This is a genomic window from Pseudomonas allokribbensis (assembly GCF_014863605.1).
Lineage (GTDB): Bacteria > Pseudomonadota > Gammaproteobacteria > Pseudomonadales > Pseudomonadaceae > Aquipseudomonas > Aquipseudomonas allokribbensis.
In genome coordinates, this window is sequence record NZ_CP062252.1 from 3,940,137 (window position 1) to 3,961,827 (window position 21,691).

Here is a 21,691-nt window from a genome sequence, read left to right on the forward strand (position 1 = left end):
GCAACAATGCCTCACCGCGGGTTCTCTGGTTTGTAGCCAAGGCGCAACCCGCCCCAGTGCCGCCCCTTGACCATGATCGGCACCGACAAGTCGTGCATCAGCTCGCCGGTATCGCGAGTGTATGTCTGCAACAGCACCGGTTGCTGATGGCTGCCACAGCGAATACCGGTGCGGTCGGCGAACTTGCGTTTGGTGCGGTTGTGCACGGTATCGACCTGCACATCGCCGGTCAGCGGTTGGCTGAACGCCTGGTTGTGGGTCGGTACATAACCTTGCTGCGTGCAGGCGATAGCGAACACCAGACCTTCATGACGCGGCAACAGTGGCTCCTGAATCGCCGGCAGCACCTGATCGGTGTAGCGGTCGAAACGAGTCTGGAACTTGGCAGGCTGAGTGTTCGGGATCGGCTGGTACTGGCGGTCGAACAAGTCATCAAGGCTGATCCGGCCCTGTTCGACATCGGCCTCGAAACGCGCGGCAATCTGCCCCGCACCTTCACGGGCCAGGTCGTAGATACGCTGGTGATAGTCATCCAGACCGACTTCGGCCAGGCGCTCGCTGATGGTTTCCGCCTGCCCCTCCATCTGCACCGCCGCCTCGGCCAGGCGCCGGGTCTGCTGATCGCTGATCGCCAGGTCGCTGCGCATCTGCTCGATGGCGGAGAACAGGCTGTCGAGTTGCTCGCGATTGGTCTCGGCACCGCGGGCGATTTCGCCGACCTGGGATTCCACCCCGGCAGCCAGTCGCGCGATGTTTTCCAGGTGCTGGCCGGTGTGTTCGACCTGCTCGACACCGATGTGCAAATCGTCGGAGAGCTGGCGGATCTGCTCCACCACCTGCGCCGTGCGTTGCTGGATGTCGGCGACCATCTCACCCACTTCACCGGTGGCCGTCGCCGTACGAGCCGCCAGACCGCGCACCTCATCCGCCACCACCGCAAAGCCGCGTCCGTGCTCGCCGGCCCGGGCCGCTTCGATGGCCGCGTTCAATGCCAGTAAGTTGGTCTGGCTGGCAATGGACTGAATCACCAGAGTCACGCGCTGGATGTCGTCGCTGCGCTGACTCAAGGCTTCGATGAGTTCACGACTGGCATTGGCGCGCTGACTGAGTTGATGCATGCGCGAAATGGAATCGACCAGTTCGGTCCGCCCCGCTGCGCTGCTGTGGTGAGCTTCACTGGCGGCGCCCAATGCTTCGCGGCTGAGTTGGGAAGTGGCTTGTTCAGTGGCGATCATCACTTCGGCGTTGTTGACGATCTGCGCGGCGGCGTCGAGTTGCGATTGCAGCTTGCCGGCCAGTTCCTTGACGGAAAACGCCACGCCGGCGGCTGACAGCGCGTTATGACTGGTGGTGTAGGAAAGGTCGCGAGTCAGCTCGGACATCGCATTGCTGCTATCGACCGGTTGCGCATCGGGGACCGCTCGGGAGCGCAGGCGCGGCAGCCAGACGATCAGTACCGCCAGCGGCATGCCCACGTATAACGGCCATTCGCCCAGAGTCATCCCGGCCAGCAACAGCATCAGGGCGATGCTTTGCAGGGTCGGCGTCAACCAGCGATTCTTCGGCAAAACAACTGGTGCAGGCAGAGCCGCAACCAGAGATCCATCTCTCGTCATTTCGTTACCCCACGCTTGTTCTCATTGTTGTGGCTGCATTAAACGCCACTACAAGGCCATTATCCATGGTCCGTTAGTCGTGGGTCTGTGGCAGGTCAATGGAACGGTGCGGGGATTTCCGGCAGACGAGAAAAAGCAAAGATCGCAGCCTTCTGCCGCTTTAAATAAAAGCTGCAGAAGGCTGCGATCTTTTCGCGACGACCCACACTGAAGGGGTCGCCTCAGGAATCAGGCCTGACGCTGGTGCTTGTCGATCTGCTCGTGACGCTCTTGAGCTTCGATGCAGTACTTGGTGGTCGGGCTGATCAGCAGGCGTTTCAGGCCAATCGGCTCGCCGCTGTCGTCGCACCAGCCAAAGCTGTCTTCCTTGATACGCTCAAGGGCTTGTTCCAGTTGCGGCAGCATGCGCTGGTCGCGATCGATCGCGTTTACCAGCCAGGTGCGCTCTTCTTCCACCGAGGCGGCGTCCGCCGGATCAGCCGGGGTGTCCAGGCTCTCGATGGCAATACGGTTCTGCTCAATGCGCTCATGGGTTTCGACTTTCATGTTCTGCAACAGCTCGCTGAAGAAAGCGTGTTGCTCGGCATTCATGTAGTCATCTGCCGGCATGGCCAGCAACTTGTCCTTTGTCATTGATATCTCTATAAAAAAACGTGCATTAAGGCGAATTAGGGAGCGTTCCGGCGAACCGCCTGCGGTCATCGGAAAGGCATCGTTTATTGCAAACGCCACCCGGCACTCAATTTACGAAGGGGCGGCAGTCTAAGGCCCGTTTGAGGCCTCAGCAACTGTAAATACAGGGAATTTGTCCGACAAAGCCCGGAAAGTGCTCTGACACAGGCTTCACGGCGGTCATCGGAGTGCGTTTATAGCAAGAAATTCAGTCGAGCGGATGCATATAGAAGACAAACGGCGGATGAGCGGCGCTTTGTCGCATTTTCTGACGGCAGAATCCCCAAATTTGTACGCGCCAGCCAATGCCTCGCACTGGCTGGCGTTGTGCATGAGCAGAAACTCAAGGTTGGCGAATCTGTGGCTGCGGTAGACTTTTCTCCAATAAATCGCGAACAGACTTGGGAAGGAGTTTCGGGTCTGCATTCTCCTTGATCAACACCACGACTCTGTCATGCGATGGCTCCAGTTCTCCGAGGTTCTGTGCAGTTACTAGAGGTGGAAGCAACGACTCAATGCTGTAGTTGATACCCCGGTACCCGATAGCAACCGGCCGAGCAAATGCCTGACGCAAGGTCACACCCAACGCGGAGGACCTGACTACCGACCCCGTCACGCCCGGCAAATCTGGAGCAACTTTGTTCACCCGGTCACGCAGTTGAGAATTGACCTGCTCCAACTCGGCTTCCAACTCGTCAATTCTGGCTTGACTGGTCGTCGACACTGCCGCGGCTGCGGTTTTTACCTCAGGCTGGGGCTTACCAGGCTTTTGAGGGTCTGCCGGCTTGGTTTCCTTGTCTTCTTTAGTTTGAACCTTGCCTTCAGCACCAGCACCAGCACCAGCACCAGCACCAGCACCAGCACCAGCATTTGGCTCCTTGCGGAGTTTGATCAACTGCGCTTCGATGCTTTTCTTCTTGTCACTCAGATCAACCATCGCCATGGTCAATGCCGAGAACGTGGCACTCATGCCCTCCTCAGAAGAAACACTCACATCAATGGCTCGGGCCAGGTATACGTCCGTGATCAAAACCAATACCGACTGCGCGCCCTCAGAACCTCTGCGACTCGTGCTTAATGCCTGCGCGGCCTCCTTTAACATTTGACGATCCTTTATGCTGTAACGCGTCGGCGCCACCTCATTGAACCGGCGTCGTGCCTCCAGATAGCTCACACCATAGGTCTCCGCCGCCGGAACCGAGTAAGACACGCTGTATTGTGATCGACGTCCCAACCCGATAAGCGCACCGATAGCATTGCTGGTGACATTGACGCCAACATCACTTTCAGCCAGCGAAGCAAAGGTAAATCCTGGGAAAGCTACCAAGCTATTTATCACCCGGTCACGAACCTTCAATGGCAAAACTTTTCTGGTCTGGACAGTACCACTGCCCGTGCCATCGTCGTAGGTATCCGAGGACTCGAAGGTCACTGTTGGTGCAGACCGGTACAACTCCTCACTCAGATCGATGTGATCGACGCGGATCGATCCCAACACATAATCGGCAGTCTTGCTTTTCTGGCCCTTCCCAACAGAACGCGCAACAAAAACATCACCGACCTCGAACTGTGCCCGAGGTGGATATATCGCCTGAATGCCTAATTGCTCTGTATTGGTTGCCCAGTTTTCGGCGACCACACCGGGAGTCGGTCTCGAGCCACATCCTGTTAATGCGCCCGCGCCAACCAGACACCAAATTAAATAACTGTGCTTGTACATGCTTTAACCCTCCCTTGAGTTTCCAGAGCACGCCTTTGCGTATCGATCGCGCGCAGGTCGGCACCTCAACGATCAAGGGGTCATGGACTGCAAGGGAGTAATACAAACGAGTACAGAGCCAGAGGGCCTGAACTCGCTTAACTTTTCCATCCCTGGTCGGTGCTGGCACTTTGACTATAGATACGACAGAACCACTGGCAAGGCCCTCGAAAGCCTTTATTTTCGGGTGTTTCATGGTTGTTACAGATTCTGTTTCAACAATGAAAAAACTCAACGGCCGAGTTACCCAGTAGTCAGCCGGCAAGCTTTACCGCTAAATTCGACAATCCATCGAATGGCCGTGATCTGCCCCAAGGAGTTGCACATGAAACTGATAGGAATGCTCGACTCACCCTACGTGCGCCGCGTGGCGATTTCCGCCAAGTGCCTTGGGATCGAACTGGAACACGACCCGGTGTCGGTGTTTCGCCACTTCGAGCGCTTCCAGCAGATCAATCCGGTGGTCAAGGCGCCGACCCTGGTGCTCGACGACGGCCAGGTACTGATCGACTCGACGCTGATCCTCGATTACCTCGAAGCCCTGTCCGGCAAAACCCTGCTGCCCACCAACCTGACCCAACGGGTAAAAGCCCTACGCCTGATCGGCCTCGGTCTCGCCGCCTGCGAAAAAGCCGTGCAGCTCTACTACGAACGCAACCTGCGTCCGGTCGACATTCAATATCAGCCGTGGGTCGAACGCGTCGAAGGCCAACTCGCCGCCGCCTTCACCGCCCTCGAACACGAGCTGCAAAAACACCCACTGCCCACCGATGGCACCCTCCAGCAGGACGGCATCACCCTCGCCGTCGCCTGGAGCTTCACCGGCCTCGTCGTCCCCGACCAGATCGACGCCGGACGATTCCCGCGCATCGCCCAATACACCGCGTACGCCGAAGGCCTCCAAGCGTTCATCAGCACCCCGATGACCTGACCATGAGCACAACCGAAACCACCGCCCCGGCCCTGAAAGAAATCTTCAACGCCGAACGCCTGCAACACATCGCCACAGAAATGAGCGCCGTGTACCCGGCGTTCAAGGCCAAGGCGTTTCTCAAGCACGCCAACGACGGCCTCGCCGACCTCTCGGTCATGCAACGCATGGCCCGCGTCAGCGAATGCCTGCACGCCGTGCTGCCACTGGACTACGAAGATTCCCTCGCCGTACTACGTGAACTCGCCCCACGACTGAACAGCGGCTTCGTCAGCATGAGCCTGCCGCACTACGTCGCAAGCTACGGCACGCACGCGTTCGACACCTCGATGGAGGCCCTGAAGTACTTCACCACCTTCGGCTCCTCCGAATTCGCCATCCGCCACTTCCTGCGCAGCGACCTGGAGCGCTCGCTGGAACTGATGCACGACTGGGCACGAGACGAAAACCACCACGTCCGCAGACTCGCCAGCGAAGGCAGCCGCCCTCGCCTGCCATGGTCGTTTCGGCTGGAACCGGTGCAGGCAAACCCGCAATTGGCCGCCGGGATTCTTGACCGGTTGAAGGCGGATGAGAGTTTGTATGTGCGCAAATCTGTGGCGAATCATTTGAATGACGTGACCAAGGAACATCCAGAGTGGGTGCTGGATACAGTTGAGGGGTGGTCGCTGGAGAACAAGCACACGGCGTGGATTGCGAAGCATGCGCTGCGAAGTTTGATCAAACAGGGGGATTTGCGGGCGCTCACTGTTATTGGTGCAGGGGCGAAGGCTGAGGTTGAGTTGCTGGATGTGAAGGTTGAACCGGCGGTTGTGCGGCTCGGAGAGACGATCACTTTGTCATTCACCGTGCGGTCGTTGGTGCCGGTGGAACAGCGGTTGGTGATTGATTATGCGATTGACTATGTGAAGGCGAATGGTGGGACTTCGGCCAAGGTTTTCAAGTTGAAGACGTTGGTGTTGGAGGGGTTTGGGAGTGAGGTTGTGACCCGCAGGCAAGTGATTAAGGATTTCACTACGCGCAAGCATTATGCGGGGGAGCATGCGGTGCATGTAACGATTAATGGGGAGCGGTTGGGGACTGCTGCCGTTAACATCCTCGTTTCATAAATATAAAAAATAGTTTGGTCATCAAGCCACATAAGGATATCCCCTTGCGAAGATTGTTCCTCAGTAACAAAAAAGTCCGAAACACCCCCCGTCACCTCCGCTCCTTGGAGCACTGGGCCGCGAGTTTTAGCGGCGAGCTCCATCCTCGCAGCGATGAGCAAGAGCGTTACACACACTGGAAAATCCCAGTACTCAACAACCTCGTTCAAGGTCCGCAAGCACGTATCGAAGTGCAGGCCTTCTGTGTTCAGCAATTGCTCGAAGCAGCGGCTCATCTTTCCCGCGCAGCGGATCGCAGCCAAGGTTACTACCGCATTGCCTGCCTGGTGGTATGGCCCTGGTTACACCAGAGCGAAGTGACAGTGTTCTATGACCGTGAGTACTACTTGAGTTTTCTGGGGCAGCATAACTCGCTTGCCCCGATACACTTGAGCGAAAGGCTTGCGTTGGATGTGCCCGAGAATTTCATTGAGCATGGGCATGATGTAACCCAGGACGATGATGAAGTCGAAGTTCAGTGGTGGTGTATCGGGGAGCACGCCTGATCAGTAACAGCCTATTGTCCGGGATGCTCCTGGCGAAAGTTTTAATTTCCCGAATCCCAACTTCAGGCATCAAGCGATTGGTCGACTGATCAGACTGAGACGGTTACGCTGACGTTTTTCACCTGAACGGAAAGCGTATGTCAGAGGTGTACCAGGGAAGCTGTTTGTGCGGAGTCGTCGGTTACGAATTAACCACCTCACCAAAAGCAGTGAGCCATTGCCATTGCAGTCAATGCCGTAAAGGTCACGGGGCCGCATTCGCTTCGTACGGCAGTGTTCCGCAAAGCGCACTTCGCATACTCCGTGGCTCCGCCAGCATTAAATCCTTTGTTTCTTCGGAGTCGGTATTACGCGAGTTCTGCTCGGAATGCGGTTCTACTTTGTTCTGGTCACGATCTCAAGGTGAGTTTGCCGACTGGGTTTCGATAGCACTGGGCACGCTCGATACGCCGTTCCTGCCTGAAAAGCAGAAGCACGTTCATACTGATTCTGCAGCCCCTTGGTATATCTCCTCCAACCCATGTATATCAGGTGGACGCCCCCCCTTCCCTTTGGCTCCAATGGTAGCGCCAAGCCACGAATGATAAGGTTCAGCCTCAAAATCACGGACGACACCTCGTGCACAAACAATGTCTTGCAGCAGCAGCGATAACCTTCACCATCAGTCTTTCCGCTCATGCCTCCCCTGTGCCGCAGGAAGAGCTCGAAGAGTGCCAGCGAATAGAAAACTCGGCCAAACAGGTCATGAAAAGCAGGCAGCAAGGCGCGCCCATGGATTCGGTGTGGGAACTGGCCGAAGCGGCAGGCAAGCAGAGCGAGTATGTGGGTGAGTTGTTCAAGACGCTGATTCGCGAGGCGTACGCGATTCCTCAGTACTCAAGCGAGAGCTTGCAGCAGAAAGCGATCAGCGATTTCCATACCAATTTCTACAAAGCCTGCATCGTGACGGCGGAAAAGAGAGCAGACGCCAACGGTTGAGCTAGTCGAACAAAAAAAGGGAGCAGATTCAGGTAATGGATCTGCTCCCTTTTACTTGAGGGCGGCCTCTACGCTTTCAGCTCTACCTTATCCAGCGCCTGATTCACGGCCAGCCCCGCGACCATGACCACTTGCGCGATACCCAGTGCGGTTTTGCGGTGGGCGGGTTCGAGAATGGCGGCGAAGTTGCTGAGCATTTCGCTGGCGGAATCGAGGGATTCGCTGGCGTTGGCCAACAGGGATTCGCTGTTGTAGGCGGGGTTGGCCAGGAACATGGGGTCGTGTGTGGTGTGGCTGCCCATGATGCGTTGTTGCGGGGTCAGGTAATGGTCGAGGGCGCGTTCGGCGGCTTCGTTCAGGGTTCGGGAATCGGGGAATTGGTAGGGTGAGACTGGATCGGTTTCTGGTGGATTCGGTGTTGGTTTGATCATGGTGAAACTCCTAATTATTGGTAAGGAGCCTTCACCCTCGCTACCAAACGAAGGGTGGCGGCCAATACGCGGGTTGGTAGACCGGTAACTAGGAACCCGGCGCACCCGAAGGTGCCCTGCGCATGGCCACCATTAAGCAGAGACCCGAAATGGTCTGCGAACGATGCGCTATGCGACTAGTTAACTCGGGCTACCAAACCCGATCACTGTTTTTCAGTGACCCGGAAACGATAAAACCCGTGCCCCAGACGCACAAGCCGGCGGATTCTGTCTTAGGTGTAGGGAGTGGCGCAAGGCGTTGTGGGCATCGGGATGTGACGAGAGGCATCTCATAAACAGGCCACGTGTTTCGTGTTTAATTTCTGACAAAAGAGACTGTTTCGCAGTCCGACGGGAATACGTAAATCAGATCGTCCGCTTTCACCCAAACACCGCCAGTCCCCTGTGTCTAAAAAACCGGCCACCCTGCATAATCCGCGCAAATTCCTCCATCAATCCAAGTCCGACCGTCATGCCTGAAGAGTTCGAAGTCCCCAGTCCTCACGAGCAACACGTTGAACACACCACCCATCATGCCCACGCAAAAGGCGATCGCTTTGCCAGCAAGATTGCGGTCATGACGGCGATCATGGCGACGGTCGGCGCCCTGATGAGTTATCAGGCCGGTTCGACGGAGAGCGAGGCGGCCATGGACAAAAACAACGCGGCCATCCAGAAGACCGAAGCAGCCAACGAGTGGAACTACTATCAGGCCAAGTCCAGTCGGCAGAACCTGTCGGAGCTGGCCAGCCATCTTCCGGGGCTGGATTCCGCTCATTATGTTGCCGAGGCTCGGCGCTACGCGGAGCAGAAAGAGGACGCCCGCAAAAAGGCGGAAACACTTGAGCAGCAGGCGCGAGAGTGGGACGAGAAGTCAGAGCAGGTCCTGCATCAGCATCACCGCTGGGCCCAGGCCATGACCGCGATTCAAATCGCCATTTCACTGGCGGCCATCACCCTGCTGACGCGCAAGGAATGGCTCAGGCGCGTCTCGTTTGGGGCGGCGGGTGTGGGTGTCATGTTGGGTTCGCTGGCCTGGTTGCATATTTGAGTGCGGCAGTACGTCTGCCGGTTGAATCCACAGCCAGAAGCCGTCATTGCATGACAATGGTAACGTCCACTCCTTATCAAAATTCCTGAGAGATTATGAATAGAATCAAATCTTTTGTGAGTCTTCTACCTTGCTCTCGTTGATGGATGTCTACATGCCCAACACATCGCAGAACGCGAGATTAAATAAGTTGCTGGCCGTGAGCGAAGCCCGTCTGGACAGGGCTGAATCCAAGGACGACCTATTGGAAGTGATCCATGAGTTCGTCTCGTACAATGGCCCGCTCAAGTTCAATTACACACGCGCATGGTGGTTTTTCGGCACTGGCATGTTATTGATTGCGAGCACTGTGGCCCTTTATGGGTATCTGGATTCCCGTAACGTCGCTTCTTTTTTTTACCAACTGCAAATTGATCCCGTCTTGTTCGGCATGGGCTCTGGCTTGCTTGGCATCGTGTCTGCCATTTGGAGTCTGCTATGGATGAAATCCAAATCTGATCGCTTGCCTGCACTCAGTAGCAAAATTGCTCGACTGTCATCCTACTTCCACAACGGATTGACTTACCTGCAAGAAGACTCGAGCTTGACCCTCAAAAAGCTGGATGCGCAGTTTAGTGATTACTGGCGGGGCAACTACAGCCGCGAGTTGATCGATTCGATGCAGGGTGTATTTACCGGCACGCTCCGCAACCTCCCTTACGAGTACCACCGGCTGCACTACATCAACAAACGAACGGAGAAAACCACTGTTACCGACGACCAGGGAAAAACAAAAACGGAGACTCGAGTGATTTATGACCACTATGACAGGTACAGTCTGGTCATCGACTTTCCATGGGTCACCGGGGTATCGGTCAGATCTGATGATCAGTCAGAGAACGACTATCCGTGCCGCATGGACACCGCTTCTCCGGATTTTAATAAAGCGTTCCGTTTGACGGGTGGCAGCGAGATGCTCTGTGCGAAATTCATCAAGCCTTCGACGGTGCTCCACTTGCTGAAGCTGTTCAACATCCTCCATCGTCCAAACCTGGAGTTCGCCGACAGTGGAAAGCTCTGCCTGAGCTTCGCGGATAGCGACCTGCTCGCGTTCGGTACTCAATATTCGCTGTCTTCACCCAACGAGTTTTATGCAGAAATTTCTGCTGGTGTCGATCTGCCACGCCTGATGTCTGCGCTCCAATGGAGCCATGCACTCAGTGAGCTGCACGACGACAACTTTACCTCCTCTCTCCCAAAAAACCGCCAAGAGAAGTAAGACATGGACATCCCACTCGCCCTCTCCGCCATTATCGCTGCAGTCATAATCGTGACGGGCTTCGTCATCTACAACGGCATTATCGGGGGGCACAATCGAGTACAACGTGCCTGGGCGGACGTCCTCGTTTACGAACGCCAGAAGACGAAGATTCTCGATCAACTGCAAAAGGTGCTCGCAGACTTCATGGTCTTTGAGGCTAGCCTCCTCGAAAAAATAGCCGGCCTTCGCAGCGCCGTAAAAAGCCTTCCTGCCGGAGCGGACGGCAATGCCCTCGCGACCGTTGAAACCGCCACGAAGGCGCTGATGGGTGGCTTGCACATCGCGTTTGAGGCTTACCCTGATCTGAAAGCATCGGAAGCGGCGAACAACATGATGCGTGAAATTGCCGAACAGCAAGAGAATGTCGGCGCGGCCATCACCATTTACAACCGGAACGTCGAGCTGTTCAACAACTCCATCGAAATGTTCCCTGGCTCGGTCATCAATGGCCTGTTCAACAAGAAATCTCCGGTTACGCCGTTCTCCGATAGCGAAGCTTCGCAAGGTTTCTCTTACACCCCGAATCTCTGATCCGCGTGATGCCCTGATCGTCCACAAGGGTGATGGACGATCAGAGCGGCGCCCCCAAGACCTCCTCCAGCCTGCCAACACCAAAGGCACCGGCAGACCGGACTCCACAGCTCAAAACCTCAGTAAGGATTACACCGCTGAGCCACCGCCGTCGCCTGATCTACATACGGCCGCGCCGGTTCCAGATTCCATTCCGGCTTGTTCCTCACAGGCTTGCCATCGAACGACGCGGCCAAGTGACAAACCAGCTGCCGGCGCAATGACCCGCCATTGACGCTGTACATCCGCCATTGCTCGTCGTCTTTGTGTTTGTTGTACAGCTCGGCAAACATCCGGTCGGTCTGGTCATCCTTGATCGCACGTCCGCAAGCAGTCGGCACGACTTGCAGCGACCAGGTCTTCGGCCCGAGTTTCGGGTCGTCGCGTTGGGCCCAGGTGCTGGATTCGATGTACTTGTCGCAGAACTGTTGGGCCGGTGGCGCCGCGGTCTGGATGCACGAGAACGTAGCCTTGCTGGTCGGCGTTTTTGGGAAGTCGATCTTGACGATGTTGCGGTCCTTGCCGGTCTTGGCCTTATAGTCGCGCTGGTTGGCCAGGGCGTCGTTCAAACCCCGTGAATCGCTGTAGAAAAAGGCCAGGATCGGCAACTCATCAGTCTTCGGATTGCCCAGGCGCAACTCGGTCTGGGTCTGGAATTCACGGGTGTTGATGACGCGTCGGGCGCCCATGAAGTTCTGGAACGCGTTGACCCGATCCTGGCTGCTCATCGGGTTGCGCATGTTGAAGCCGCATTGCAACTGGTCCTGCTTGCGGTCGTTGTTGAACTTGGTGAAGTGCGCGACCCAGGCGTTGACGTTGGTGATTGGCGGGGCCATGGACTGGCAGACTGCCTCGGTCTGACTGGTGTTCTTGTTGTTACCGCAGCCACGGTCGTCGCGAAAATCGGTCCAGGCATCGTTGGGGAATGCGCAGTAAACGTGCACGGGATTTTCCGGGTCACGCACCATGTCGACCGGGGTGATGATGTAGCCGTTCTGGGTGCTCATGCCGGGGTCTTCGTAGCTGATGCCATCGGCCCGCATGTAGGACGCGGCAAACGTGCCCAGCTCGACCGCTTTGGGGCTGGGGTTCCAGACATCCCACTTCTGTCCTTTTGCCGGATCGGCGCGGTGAGTGCCGCGAATCAGCAATCCCGAACAGTCTGACGCCGGGTCTTTGCCGCAACTGGCGGTGGTGTTGTTGTACAGGCTTTCAACGCGCTTCAGCGTGTCTTCGCAGGACTCGGCATTGGCCAAGGTCGCGTGCAGAAACAACGGAACCGCAAATAATGGGACGATCCTGCTCCAGCGTTCTTTCATGACGTGTTTCTCCCTGATTGTTCTTCTCGTCTTCCCTGTTCAATGACGTCCGGTACCCGGCGGGGCTTAGCGCGTAACCGGATTGCACCCCGCCGCCCGGGTCTCGGCGTCCGAAAGCGCAGGCCGGAAGGGTTCAAGATTCCACGGTGTCTTGGCGCGATAATTCACCAGAACGCAATTCAATTGCTGACGCATGCTGCCGACGGATTTTTCGTTGTCGCGCCAGTTGCCATCGGCGCCCTTGAGGGCGAACAACTGCTGGTACAGAGCATCGATTTGATCGTTGGGCAAAGCGCGTCCGGCCGCCGTTGGCACGACACTCAAGGTCCATTCGTCCTGACGGGTGCCCGGGTCGTAGCGTTTGACCCAGTCGGCGGAAGCGATGTACTGCGGTGCCTTGACCGGCAGCGGGTTGCAGCCAGCCTTGGCGGCTTCCTGTGGGCTGACGACGGGACGGAACGGTTCCAGGTTCCACTCGGTCTTGCCCGGGTAGTTCTGCACCAGACAACTGAGTTGCTGACGCATGCTGCCGGGAGATTTTTCGTTGTCGCGCCACTGGCTGTCGGCACCGCGCAGCGCGAACAGTTCCTTGTACAACGCTTCCTGATCGCTGGCCTGAATCGCCTTGCCCTGAGCGGTGGGCGTGACGTTGAGCGTCCATTCGTTTTTGCCGGCACCGGGATCGTGGCGTTCGACCCAATTGGCTGAAGCAATAAAGCGAGATGTCACCGGTGCAGGCTGGCCGTTGCCGGCGGTCGTCAGATCAATCGCCTGATCCGCCGCGACATAGCTGAAGCGCTGCTCCGGCGGCTTGGTGAAATCCAGCCGCAGGACCGGCACGCTGTAACCCTGGGCCTGAAGTTTCTTCTGGAAATTGCGCGCACTGTTCAGGCCGTCTTCCGGTTTGGGTGGCGCCTGATCGCCGCGAGTGGCGAAGTTCTGGGTGCTGTTGACGTTGTAAATGAAGGCGTCGATGTACTTCATGTTTTCGCTGCCATCGTTGGTGGCCGAGGCGTTCTTCAACATGAATTCGTTGACCTGCGCACTGAAGGCGAACGGGTCTTTGTTGGTGGTGTTCACCCTTGATTCATGGACACGGATCATCGCGTTCCAGTCGCTGGGTTTTTCCGCATTCCAGGAGCACTGGCCGTACTGGATCGGTCCTTTCATCAGCCCGGTGTACTTGTTGGTCCACTGCTCGGCAGTGCTCACCCCGGCCTCCGCGCAGGTACCATAAGCCAGCGCGGCGTTCTTGTTGTTCATGGTTCCCTGTGCGGCGCGCGGCGGTTCGCGGCTGTCGAAGAAGCCACAGCCATACCACTTGCGCTCGGGCCCGGTGCCGCCATCGAACGCGTAGATGCAGGTGAAGCCTTGCTCCTTGACCGGCAGTTGCAGCGCCGCTGCATCGGTGGGATTGCGCAGGATGAAACCGGCCGGGTGAATGAGGATGCGCGTGCTCAGATCCTTGCGAATCCACGAGTAGGACGTCGCACCGATCTTGATCGCGTAAGGGCTGTAGTCCCACGGGTTGAACGGCCCGTCGTTGACCATGCGCAACGTCACGCCACTGCAGTAGTAATGCCCGCGAGCGGCGCCGGTGTCAGGCTCCTGGCACGCATCCTTGAGGGTGTTGTAGTTGCGGTTGATGCGGTTCAGGGTTTCCAGCGGATCCAGGGGTGGCTGGGCAGCCACGGCGCTGAATGCCAGGGGCAGAAACAGACTCAGGATAAAAGGCGAACGAACGGCTGCGCGCATAACCGACACTCCTTGTCGTGCGAGATGACACTTCCATGAAAAGCAGCGTAGTTAGCACAACCCTGACGGTCAAACCGATAGTGGATCAAGCCGCACTTCTGCTGCGCCTCATATGAATCAACGCCGTCCGCCCACCACCCGGCGCGGCGCGCTCCTCGATATCAAACGGCACAAACCCCAGCGTCGGATACAGCAGCAATCCCGCCGTATTTTCGTTGAAACAGGACAACTGCACCTCTTTGGCCTCCCAGCGCTCGAAGGCCAGTTCAGTCATGGTCTCGACGATAAACCGGGCCACGCCTTTGCCCCGGGCACTCGGTGCCACGATCACATTGCCGATGCAGCAAATACCCTGGCGCTCGGCGCGATAGAAGTTGGCGAACCCGACCACCACGTCATCCACCTCGAAAACCGTGGAGTCGAAGCGCTGGCTGATCGCGGCGTTCATCTGCGCTTCCGTCAACGGAAATTCCGCCTTCGGGAACATGAAATACAACTCCTGAACGCCCTGCGGAAAACCGCAAATGGTTTTGACGTCGTCAGCCTTCACCGGCCTGTGTTTCAAGTTCATGGCTGCCCTGCCCTCACTTTTTGCCGCTTGCCAGATGATGGGCGACCAGCGCGTTCGCATGCCCATGGCCCATGCCGTGCTCGGTCTTGAGCCAGGCGACCAGTTCCATGTGTTTTTTGTCGGTGATACTGGCGAGAAGCTTCAGCCAGTGATCGATGGGCTGGCCGTACTTCTTTTCGATTGAAGGAAAGTAGGATGCCGGGCCTTTCACTTTTGCGTCTTCGCTCATGCTGCAAGCTCCCTGGGATCACGACGGAGTGTCGGATAACGCTCCTTGTCGTCGAGCGATAGATTGGACGCCAAACGCTGGCCCGGCAAGTGCGCCCGGTTGTCTCAGTTCAAACCTGCCCTGACGGAAAGTTTTGATGACCAGGACTCTTGTCCAGCCTTCATTATCGGCTCGGCGGGGAAGCGGTAATTGCCAAAGGCCTCGAGCACGGCTTGATCGACAGCGGCGTTTCCCGAACTCTCGACCAATATGATTTCAGGCACCAGCGAGCCGGGTTTGCCTTTGATTTCCAGCGTGACGGGTTTATTGGCGGAACCAGGTTTGATCTGTTTCTTAAGGGCAAACTCCATGTCGCCCACCGTTCCGGAGAGGCTGTTGCCGGTACTCTCATACCAGATTGTGTTGTAGCGCTCGACCTGCTCGGCTGTCATGGCCAGACCTTGAGCACGAACTCGCTGAACGCCTTCCCATGAGGTGTCGCCGACATATCGGCTGGCATTCAGGTAGTGCGTCATTGCACCGGACAGATCCTGTGGGCCACCTTTGCCCTCCTCCATCAAGCGCGCCAGCCGGGCATCACTGTACGCACTGCCAGGTTGCACTCGCTGATACAGTCGTCGCGCTTCACTAGCGTCTGCCACTTGACCGCTGCCCTCTTCCGCCATTCGCGCGAGTTGCTCGTAGCCGGCGGTATCGTGCGCAGCAACAAGCTCATAAATAGCTTTGGCCTTATGAACATCTTGCGGCAGCCCACGGCCAAACTCATACAGCACGCCAAGCGCAATCTGGCATTGCGGATTACCGTTGTCGCTGGCCTCGCGGATGTATTCGACCCAGTCTCTGGAGATGTCTTTTGTCGTGGCGAATATCCGGCATCGCATGCCGGTCAAGCTCTGTTCCTGGAGTGTTGGCGGGGTGGTTTTACAGCCAGCGACGAGGGTCACCAGAGCCATTAAAGCAACAGCCTTGTTCATGGAGTCGGTCCGTTGAAGGTATGCGAACTCCATCGGCCGCTTTTTTGAGAAATTGAACCCGGATCAGAGATCAGAGTACGACGGCACTCGGCTGCCGGGTTGATTCAACACCAGACCGCTGCACTGTCTCCGGTACCGCCACCCAAAGCAGCACCAGCGCCGCCATCGCCACCGCCGCCAATGTCAGAAACGCAGCGCTGTACCCTGCTTCCTGAACCACAAACCCCGCCAGGCTGTTGCTCAACGCCGCACCCAGACCAAACACTGTCGAAATCGCCCCCCAGGCTGACATTGAAATGCCCGGTCCCCAGCGTCAGGTCTTTCACCACCACCGGAAACAGCGCCCCGAAAATCCCCGCGCCGACGCCATCGAGTAACTGCACTGAAACCAGCCACCACGGATCGTTCGACAGCACATACAACCCCCCACGTAACGGCAGGATCAGAAACCCCGCCAACAGCAACGGCTTGCGCCCCCACAGATCGGCCTTTGCGCCCACCAGCAACGCGACCGGCACCATCACCATTTGCGCCGCAACAATGCAGGCGGACGTGAGCGGCGTGGCCATCTGCAGATTGGCTTGCGCCAGTTTCTGACTCACCAGCGGCAACATCGCCGCGTTCGCCAGATGAAACAGCGCACAGCAAATCGCGAACATCAGCAGCGGTCTGTTGATGAGCAACACGGAAAGCCCCGAAGGCTGCTTGCCCTGCCCCGTTTCGCTGGGTGAAAGACCTCGGGCGAGATCGTGATCAATGGCATCGGCCGATACGAACGAGACGGCAATCACACTGGCCAGCGCCATGACCGCCATCAGATAAAATACGGCAACCGGGCCGAACAGGTACGCAGACAAACCGGCCAGCAGTGCGGCGCAGGCGTTGCCGGCGTGGTTGAAGGTTTCGTTTCGCCCGGTCCTTCGCGTGAAAGCGCGAGGCCCGGTAATGCCGAGGGTGATTGCGCAGATGGCGGGGGCGAAGATCGAAGCGGCAACGGCACTGATGGCTTGCGTCACGGCCACCAGGGTAAATGACGTCACGAACGGCAGCAGCAGGCAGCTTCCGGTCACCACCAGCGCGGCAATCGCTATCAGCGCTCGTTTGAAGCGTGTGCTGTCGACCAGCGCGCCTGCCGGGGTCTGCGTGATGAGCGCGGCGATCCCGGCAATCGTCATGACCAGACCAATGCTCGCCGGCTCCCAGTGGTGAACCGCCAGCAGATAAATCGCCAGATAGGGGCCGAGCCCGTCACGCACGTCGGCGAGGAAGAAGTTCAGGCTGTCGAGGGACAGATTATTGCGGCGATCGAGGTGAGTAGCCACGGGAAGCGTCTTCGTTGTCGAGGTTCTGCGTGATGACTCAACCTCCGCCATTCGAATGACCTTTTGCCGGGTGTTTTAGTTGCATGAAACAGCCGTCCGTTATTGCCCCATCAACAACTCGCGCTCGCCTTCACACAACCCCACCACGTAATCCCAAACCACCCGCAACCGCACCGACTTGTGCAACTCCCGCCGCGTGCTGATCCAGTAACTGCGCTCGATACTCTCATCCGGCAACAGCGCCACCAGATCCGGATCCGCAGCTGCCATGTAGCAAGGAAGCACCGCAATCCCCAACCCCGAACGTGCCGCCTGCTGCTGGGCGATCACGCTGGTGCTGTGAAACACCACGCGCGGATTGCGACAGAAGCTGTTGAGAAACATCAGTTCCTGACTGAACAGCAGATCGTCGACGTAGCCGATCCACGCATGCCGGCCAAGATCCTCGCGACTGCGCAGCGGCGGCGCATTGTCGAGGTAAGCGCGGCTGGCATAGAGCGCGAGCCGGTAATCGGTGAGTTTGCGGGTGACGAGCATGTCCGCCGCCGGCCGTTCCAGGTGAATACTGATTTCCGCTTCGCGGTTGAGGATGCTGACGAAGCGCGGCACCGCCACCAGTTCCACTTCCAACCCTGGATAGCGTTCGAACAGCCCGATCATGCGACTGGCGAGAAACATGATGCCCAAGCCTTCGGTGACACCGACGCGGATCTTGCCCAGCGGCGCGGTGGACTGGGTGATTTCTTCCTGAGCCAGCAGCGCGACGTTTTCCATCGCTTCGGCATGTTTGAGCAGTGCTTCCCCCGCCGGAGTCATTTCGTAGCCTTGGGCGTGCTGGACGAACAGCGCGGTGCCGAGGCTTTTTTCGATGGCCTCGATATGCCGGGCAACGGTGGCGTGCGTGGTGTTCAAGCGGCGGGCAGCCGTGAGCAAGCGGCCGCTGCGTTGCAACTCGAGAAAGAACCGCAGGTCGTTCCAGTCGAACATGGCTTGTCCTTGTCGGCTATCGTCAGAAAGCGCTGTTTGAAAACGCACAGCGGCTGCGCAAAAACTAACATTCTTTTGACGAAAGCTAACAACTAGGATGACTGACAACAAAAACAATAAGCGAGGTCAGGGAATGCAGACTTCCCTCGATGAATTCGATTACATCGTGGTCGGCGCCGGGCCGGCCGGGTGTTTGCTGGCCAATCGGCTGTCGGCCGATGCTCAGCAGCGCGTGTTGCTGCTGGAGGCCGGCGGCCGCGACAACTATCCGTGGATCCACATCCCCGTGGGTTACCTGTTCTGCATCGGCAACCCCCGCACCGACTGGTGCTTCAAGACTGAAGAACAACCAGGCCTTAACGGCCGCGCGCTGAGTTATCCGCGCGGCAAGGTGCTGGGTGGCTGTTCGTCGATCAACGGCATGATCTACATGCGCGGCCAGGCCAACGACTACGACGGCTGGGCCGCCGAGGGCAATCCGGGCTGGTCCTGGAATGACGTGCTGCCGCTGTTCAAACAGAGCGAAAACCACTTTGCTGGCGCGGCGGATTTCCATGGCGACCAGGGTGAATGGCGGGTCGAACGCCAGCGCCTGTCATGGCCGATTCTCGATGCGTTTCGCAGCGCTGCCGAACAGAGCGGCATCGCCAGCATCGATGACTTCAATCAGGGCGACAACGAGGGTTGCGGTTACTTTCAGGTCAATCAGAAGGCCGGGGTGCGCTGGAATGCGGCGAAGGCGTTTCTGAAGCCGATTCGCGATCGGGCCAATCTCACGGTGTTGACCGACGTCGAGGTGGATCGCGTGCTGTTCGAGGACGGTCGCGCCTCAAGGGTCAGCGCACGTTGGCAAGGTCAGGAAAAGCGCTTCAAGGCGCGCAAGGAGATCGTGTTGTGCGCAGGTTCCGTGGGCTCGCCGAGCATTCTGCAACGCTCCGGGATCGGGCCGCGCCCGCTGCTGGAAAAGCTCGGGATCGGCGTGGTGCATGAACTGCCGGGCGTCGGCGGCAATCTGCAGGACCACCTGCAACTGCGGCTGATCTACAAACTGGAAAATGCCCGCACCCTCAACCAGATCGCCGGCAGCGTGTGGGGCAAGATGGGCATGGGCCTGCGCTATATGTATGACCGCAGCGGGCCGTTGTCGATGGCGCCGAGTCAGTTGGGCGCGTTTGCCCGCTCGGGGCCGGAACAGACCTCGGCCAATCTCGAATACCACGTGCAGCCGCTGTCGCTGGAGCGCTTTGGCGAGCCGTTGCACAGCTTCCCCGCGTTCACCGCGTCGGTGTGTGATTTGCGTCCGCAGAGCCGGGGCCGAATCGAGATCCGCTCCGCCGATCCTCAGGAAGCGCCGCTGATCCAGCCCAATTACCTGAGCCATCCCGAAGACCTGCGCGTGGCCGCCGATGCGATTCGCCTGACCCGACGCATCGTCAGCGCCCCGGCCCTGCAAGCCTTCAACCCGGTGGAATACCTGCCCGGCGCCAGCCTGCAAACCGAAGAACAACTGCACGAAGCGGCGGCGAAGATCGGCACGACGATTTTTCACCCGGTCGGCACCTGTCGCATGGGCAATGACGCGAACGCGGTGGTCGATGCGCAATTGCGCGTGCACGGTGTGCCCGGTCTGCGGATTGCCGATGCGTCGATCATGCCGCGCATTACCTCGGGCAACACCTGTTCGCCTACGCTGATGATTGCCGAAAAAGCGGCACAGCTGATCCTCAACCCAACCGCCCGGAGTTTTGCCGCCGAAGAAAAAGCATTGCCCGCACTCTCTTGACCAAAGGAATAGCGGCGCCAGCCCACGAGGTCGGCGCCGACAGTGGAACAACAAAAACAATCACTGTGAGGGATACCGATATGTCAGAACACGTTCAGTCTCTGGACGCCGTGCGCAGCACGGACGCCAGCCCCGATACCCGAAAGGTCATCTTCGCCTCGTCCCTGGGGACGGTGTTCGAGTGGTATGACTTCTTTCTCTACGGCGCCCTGGCGGCGGTGATCAGCAAGCAGTTCTTTGCCGGGGTCAACGACACCACGGCATTCATCTTCGCGTTGATGGCGTTTGCCGCAGGCTTCATCGTGCGGCCGTTCGGGGCGCTGGTGTTCGGTCGGTTGGGGGACATGATCGGGCGCAAATACACCTTCCTTGCGACCATCATCCTGATGGGCGTAGCGACGTTCGCCGTGGGTCTGCTGCCAACCTACGCCAGCATCGGCATCGCCGCGCCGATCATTCTCGTGGGGCTGCGCATGCTTCAGGGCCTGGCCCTCGGCGGCGAGTACGGCGGCGCCGCGACTTACGTGGCAGAACACGCGCCCATCGGCAAACGCGGTTTCCACACCAGCTGGATTCAATCCACCGCGACCCTCGGTCTGCTGCTGTCGCTACTGGTGGTACTCGGTTGCCGTTACTTCACTGGCGATCAGTTCGAAGTCTGGGGCTGGCGCATTCCGTTCCTGCTGTCGATCGTACTGCTGGGGATTTCCACCTGGATTCGCCTGAGCCTGCACGAGTCGCCGGCCTATCTGAAGATGAAAGAGGAAGGCAAGGCCAGCAAGGCGCCGATCCGCGAATCCTTCGGTAAATGGGAAAACCTCAAAGTCGTGCTGATCGCCCTGTTCAGCATCAACGCCGGGCAAGCGGTGACCTTCTACGCCGCGCAGTTCTACGTGCTGTTCTTCCTCACCCAGTTCCTGAAAATGGACCCGGCGGTGGCCAACAGTCTGCTGATCATCAGCGTGGTGATCGGCGCGCCGTTCTTCATCATTTTCGGCTGGCTGTCGGACAAGGTCGGGCGCAAACCGGTGCTGATGCTCGGTCTGCTGCTGGCCACGGCGCTGTACTTCCCGATCTTCAAATCCCTGGCCCACTACGCCAACCCGGCCATCGACCACGCCAGCCAACAGGCGCCGATCACCGTGGTGGCGGATCCGGCCACCTGCACCTTCCAGTTCGACCCGGTGGGCAAGGCCAAATTCGACAGCCCCTGCGACAAGGTCAAGACCTTCCTGGTCAAGCAAGGCCTGCCCTACTCCAGCGTCGCCGCCCCGGCGGGCAGCGCGGTGCAAGTGAGCGTCGGCGACGTCAAACTCGATGGCTTCGACGAGGCATCACTGCGCGGTGCGATCACCCTCGCCGGCTACCCGCAACAGGCTGACCTGCAACAGATCAACAAGCCGATGATCGTGGCCCTGATCGTAGCCCTGATCATCATCTCCGCCATGTGCTACGGCCCGCTCGCAGCACTGATGGTTGAACTGTTCCCGACCCGCATCCGCTACACCTCGATGTCCCTCCCGTACCACATCGGCAACGGCTGGTTCGGCGGTTTCCTGCCGACCGTGTCGTTTGCGCTGGTGGTGTACACCGGGGATATTTTCTATGGACTGTGGTACCCGGTGCTGATTACCGGGGTGAGCCTGGTGGTGGGAATGATTTGCTTGCGTGAGACGAAGAATATCGATCTGGACAAGAACTGATCCTTGATCAGTGTGGCGAGGGGTTCACACCCTCGCCACCGCACTGA

20 protein-coding genes and 1 pseudogene are annotated in these 21,691 nt (G+C 58.2%); 10 read left to right on the forward strand and 11 right to left on the reverse strand.

Features of this window, described 5'->3' with window-relative positions:
• Positions 1-11: 11 nt before the first annotated feature.
• The 3 genes from IF199_RS17880 to IF199_RS17890 form a co-directional block, all read right to left on the reverse strand.
• Positions 12-1,616, reverse strand: coding sequence for a methyl-accepting chemotaxis protein (locus IF199_RS17880; protein WP_192558273.1), 1,605 nt, complete (start codon positions 1,614-1,616; stop codon positions 12-14).
• Positions 1,617-1,844: 228 nt separating this feature from the next.
• Complete coding sequence (locus tag IF199_RS17885; protein WP_007935965.1) at positions 1,845-2,249, reverse strand: TraR/DksA family transcriptional regulator; 405 nt, start codon at positions 2,247-2,249, stop codon at positions 1,845-1,847.
• Between the two features lie 382 nt (positions 2,250-2,631).
• A complete protein-coding gene (locus IF199_RS17890) occupies positions 2,632-4,008 on the reverse strand; it encodes a hypothetical protein (protein ID WP_192558274.1) in 1,377 nt (458 codons plus the stop codon).
• A gap of 364 nt (positions 4,009-4,372) precedes the next feature.
• On the opposite strand from IF199_RS17890, the gene IF199_RS17895 reads away from it, so the two are divergent.
• The 5 genes from IF199_RS17895 to IF199_RS17915 all read left to right on the forward strand — a co-directional run bounded on the left by IF199_RS17895 (position 4,373) and on the right by IF199_RS17915 (position 7,610).
• A complete protein-coding gene (locus IF199_RS17895; RefSeq protein WP_192558275.1) occupies positions 4,373-4,978 on the forward strand; it encodes a glutathione S-transferase in 606 nt (201 codons plus the stop codon).
• Between the two features lie 2 nt (positions 4,979-4,980).
• Positions 4,981-6,087: a DNA alkylation repair protein gene (locus IF199_RS17900; protein WP_192558276.1), complete on the forward strand. Its 1,107-nt coding sequence runs from the start codon at positions 4,981-4,983 to the stop codon at positions 6,085-6,087.
• Between the two features lie 44 nt (positions 6,088-6,131).
• Positions 6,132-6,632, forward strand: coding sequence for a DUF3916 domain-containing protein (locus IF199_RS17905; protein WP_192558277.1), 501 nt, complete (start codon positions 6,132-6,134; stop codon positions 6,630-6,632).
• A 137-nt stretch (positions 6,633-6,769) separates the two neighbouring features.
• Positions 6,770-7,216, forward strand: a complete 447-nt coding sequence (locus IF199_RS17910) for a GFA family protein (RefSeq protein ID WP_192558278.1) — start codon at positions 6,770-6,772, stop codon at positions 7,214-7,216.
• A gap of 34 nt (positions 7,217-7,250) precedes the next feature.
• A complete protein-coding gene (locus IF199_RS17915; RefSeq protein ID WP_192558279.1) occupies positions 7,251-7,610 on the forward strand; it encodes a hypothetical protein in 360 nt (119 codons plus the stop codon).
• A 68-nt stretch (positions 7,611-7,678) separates the two neighbouring features.
• Here the strand turns inward: IF199_RS17915 and IF199_RS17920 are convergent, their stop codons facing one another.
• On the reverse strand, positions 7,679-8,041 hold the full coding sequence (locus IF199_RS17920) for a DUF6124 family protein (RefSeq protein WP_192551939.1): 363 nt from the start codon (positions 8,039-8,041) through the stop codon (positions 7,679-7,681).
• A gap of 511 nt (positions 8,042-8,552) precedes the next feature.
• Between IF199_RS17920 and IF199_RS17925 the strand changes: the two genes are divergently transcribed.
• From IF199_RS17925 to IF199_RS17935, 3 genes are all read left to right on the forward strand, one after another.
• A complete protein-coding gene (locus tag IF199_RS17925; RefSeq protein WP_192558280.1) occupies positions 8,553-9,131 on the forward strand; it encodes a DUF4337 domain-containing protein in 579 nt (192 codons plus the stop codon).
• A 154-nt stretch (positions 9,132-9,285) separates the two neighbouring features.
• Complete coding sequence (locus IF199_RS17930; protein ID WP_192558281.1) at positions 9,286-10,389, forward strand: hypothetical protein; 1,104 nt, start codon at positions 9,286-9,288, stop codon at positions 10,387-10,389.
• 3 nt (positions 10,390-10,392) lie between these two features.
• A complete protein-coding gene (locus tag IF199_RS17935; RefSeq protein WP_102622049.1) occupies positions 10,393-10,962 on the forward strand; it encodes a LemA family protein in 570 nt (189 codons plus the stop codon).
• A gap of 119 nt (positions 10,963-11,081) precedes the next feature.
• Here the strand turns inward: IF199_RS17935 and IF199_RS17940 are convergent, their stop codons facing one another.
• From IF199_RS17940 to IF199_RS17970, 7 genes and pseudogenes are all read right to left on the reverse strand, one after another.
• Positions 11,082-12,320, reverse strand: coding sequence for a DUF2599 domain-containing protein (locus tag IF199_RS17940; protein WP_192558282.1), 1,239 nt, complete (start codon positions 12,318-12,320; stop codon positions 11,082-11,084).
• Between the two features lie 66 nt (positions 12,321-12,386).
• The gene (locus tag IF199_RS17945) at positions 12,387-14,075 is read right to left on the reverse strand and encodes a DUF2599 domain-containing protein (RefSeq protein ID WP_192558283.1); all 1,689 of its coding nucleotides are present in this window, start codon (positions 14,073-14,075) and stop codon (positions 12,387-12,389) included.
• A gap of 85 nt (positions 14,076-14,160) precedes the next feature.
• Positions 14,161-14,646 carry a GNAT family N-acetyltransferase gene (locus IF199_RS17950; protein WP_192558284.1) on the reverse strand — a complete coding sequence of 162 codons (486 nt, stop codon included), beginning with the start codon at positions 14,644-14,646 and terminating at the stop codon, positions 14,161-14,163.
• A gap of 13 nt (positions 14,647-14,659) precedes the next feature.
• Entirely contained in the window at positions 14,660-14,875 is a 216-nt protein-coding gene (locus tag IF199_RS17955; protein ID WP_096820167.1) for a DUF4287 domain-containing protein, read from the reverse strand.
• Between the two features lie 104 nt (positions 14,876-14,979).
• Positions 14,980-15,849, reverse strand: coding sequence for a tetratricopeptide repeat protein (locus IF199_RS17960; protein ID WP_192558285.1), 870 nt, complete (start codon positions 15,847-15,849; stop codon positions 14,980-14,982).
• Positions 15,850-15,919: 70 nt separating this feature from the next.
• A pseudogene (locus tag IF199_RS17965) lies at positions 15,920-17,171 on the reverse strand (MFS transporter).
• A 99-nt stretch (positions 17,172-17,270) separates the two neighbouring features.
• Positions 17,271-18,158: a LysR family transcriptional regulator gene (locus IF199_RS17970; RefSeq protein WP_192558286.1), complete on the reverse strand. Its 888-nt coding sequence runs from the start codon at positions 18,156-18,158 to the stop codon at positions 17,271-17,273.
• A gap of 133 nt (positions 18,159-18,291) precedes the next feature.
• Here IF199_RS17970 and IF199_RS17975 point away from each other — a divergent pair, with 133 nt between their 5' ends.
• Together IF199_RS17975 and IF199_RS17980 are read left to right on the forward strand one after the other, a co-directional pair.
• Positions 18,292-19,941 (forward strand): GMC family oxidoreductase, encoded by a 1,650-nt coding sequence (locus IF199_RS17975; protein WP_192558287.1) that lies wholly within the window; start codon positions 18,292-18,294, stop codon positions 19,939-19,941.
• An 80-nt stretch (positions 19,942-20,021) separates the two neighbouring features.
• Positions 20,022-21,644, forward strand: a complete 1,623-nt coding sequence (locus IF199_RS17980) for an MFS transporter (protein ID WP_192558288.1) — start codon at positions 20,022-20,024, stop codon at positions 21,642-21,644.
• The last annotated feature ends 47 nt before the right edge of the window (positions 21,645-21,691 follow it).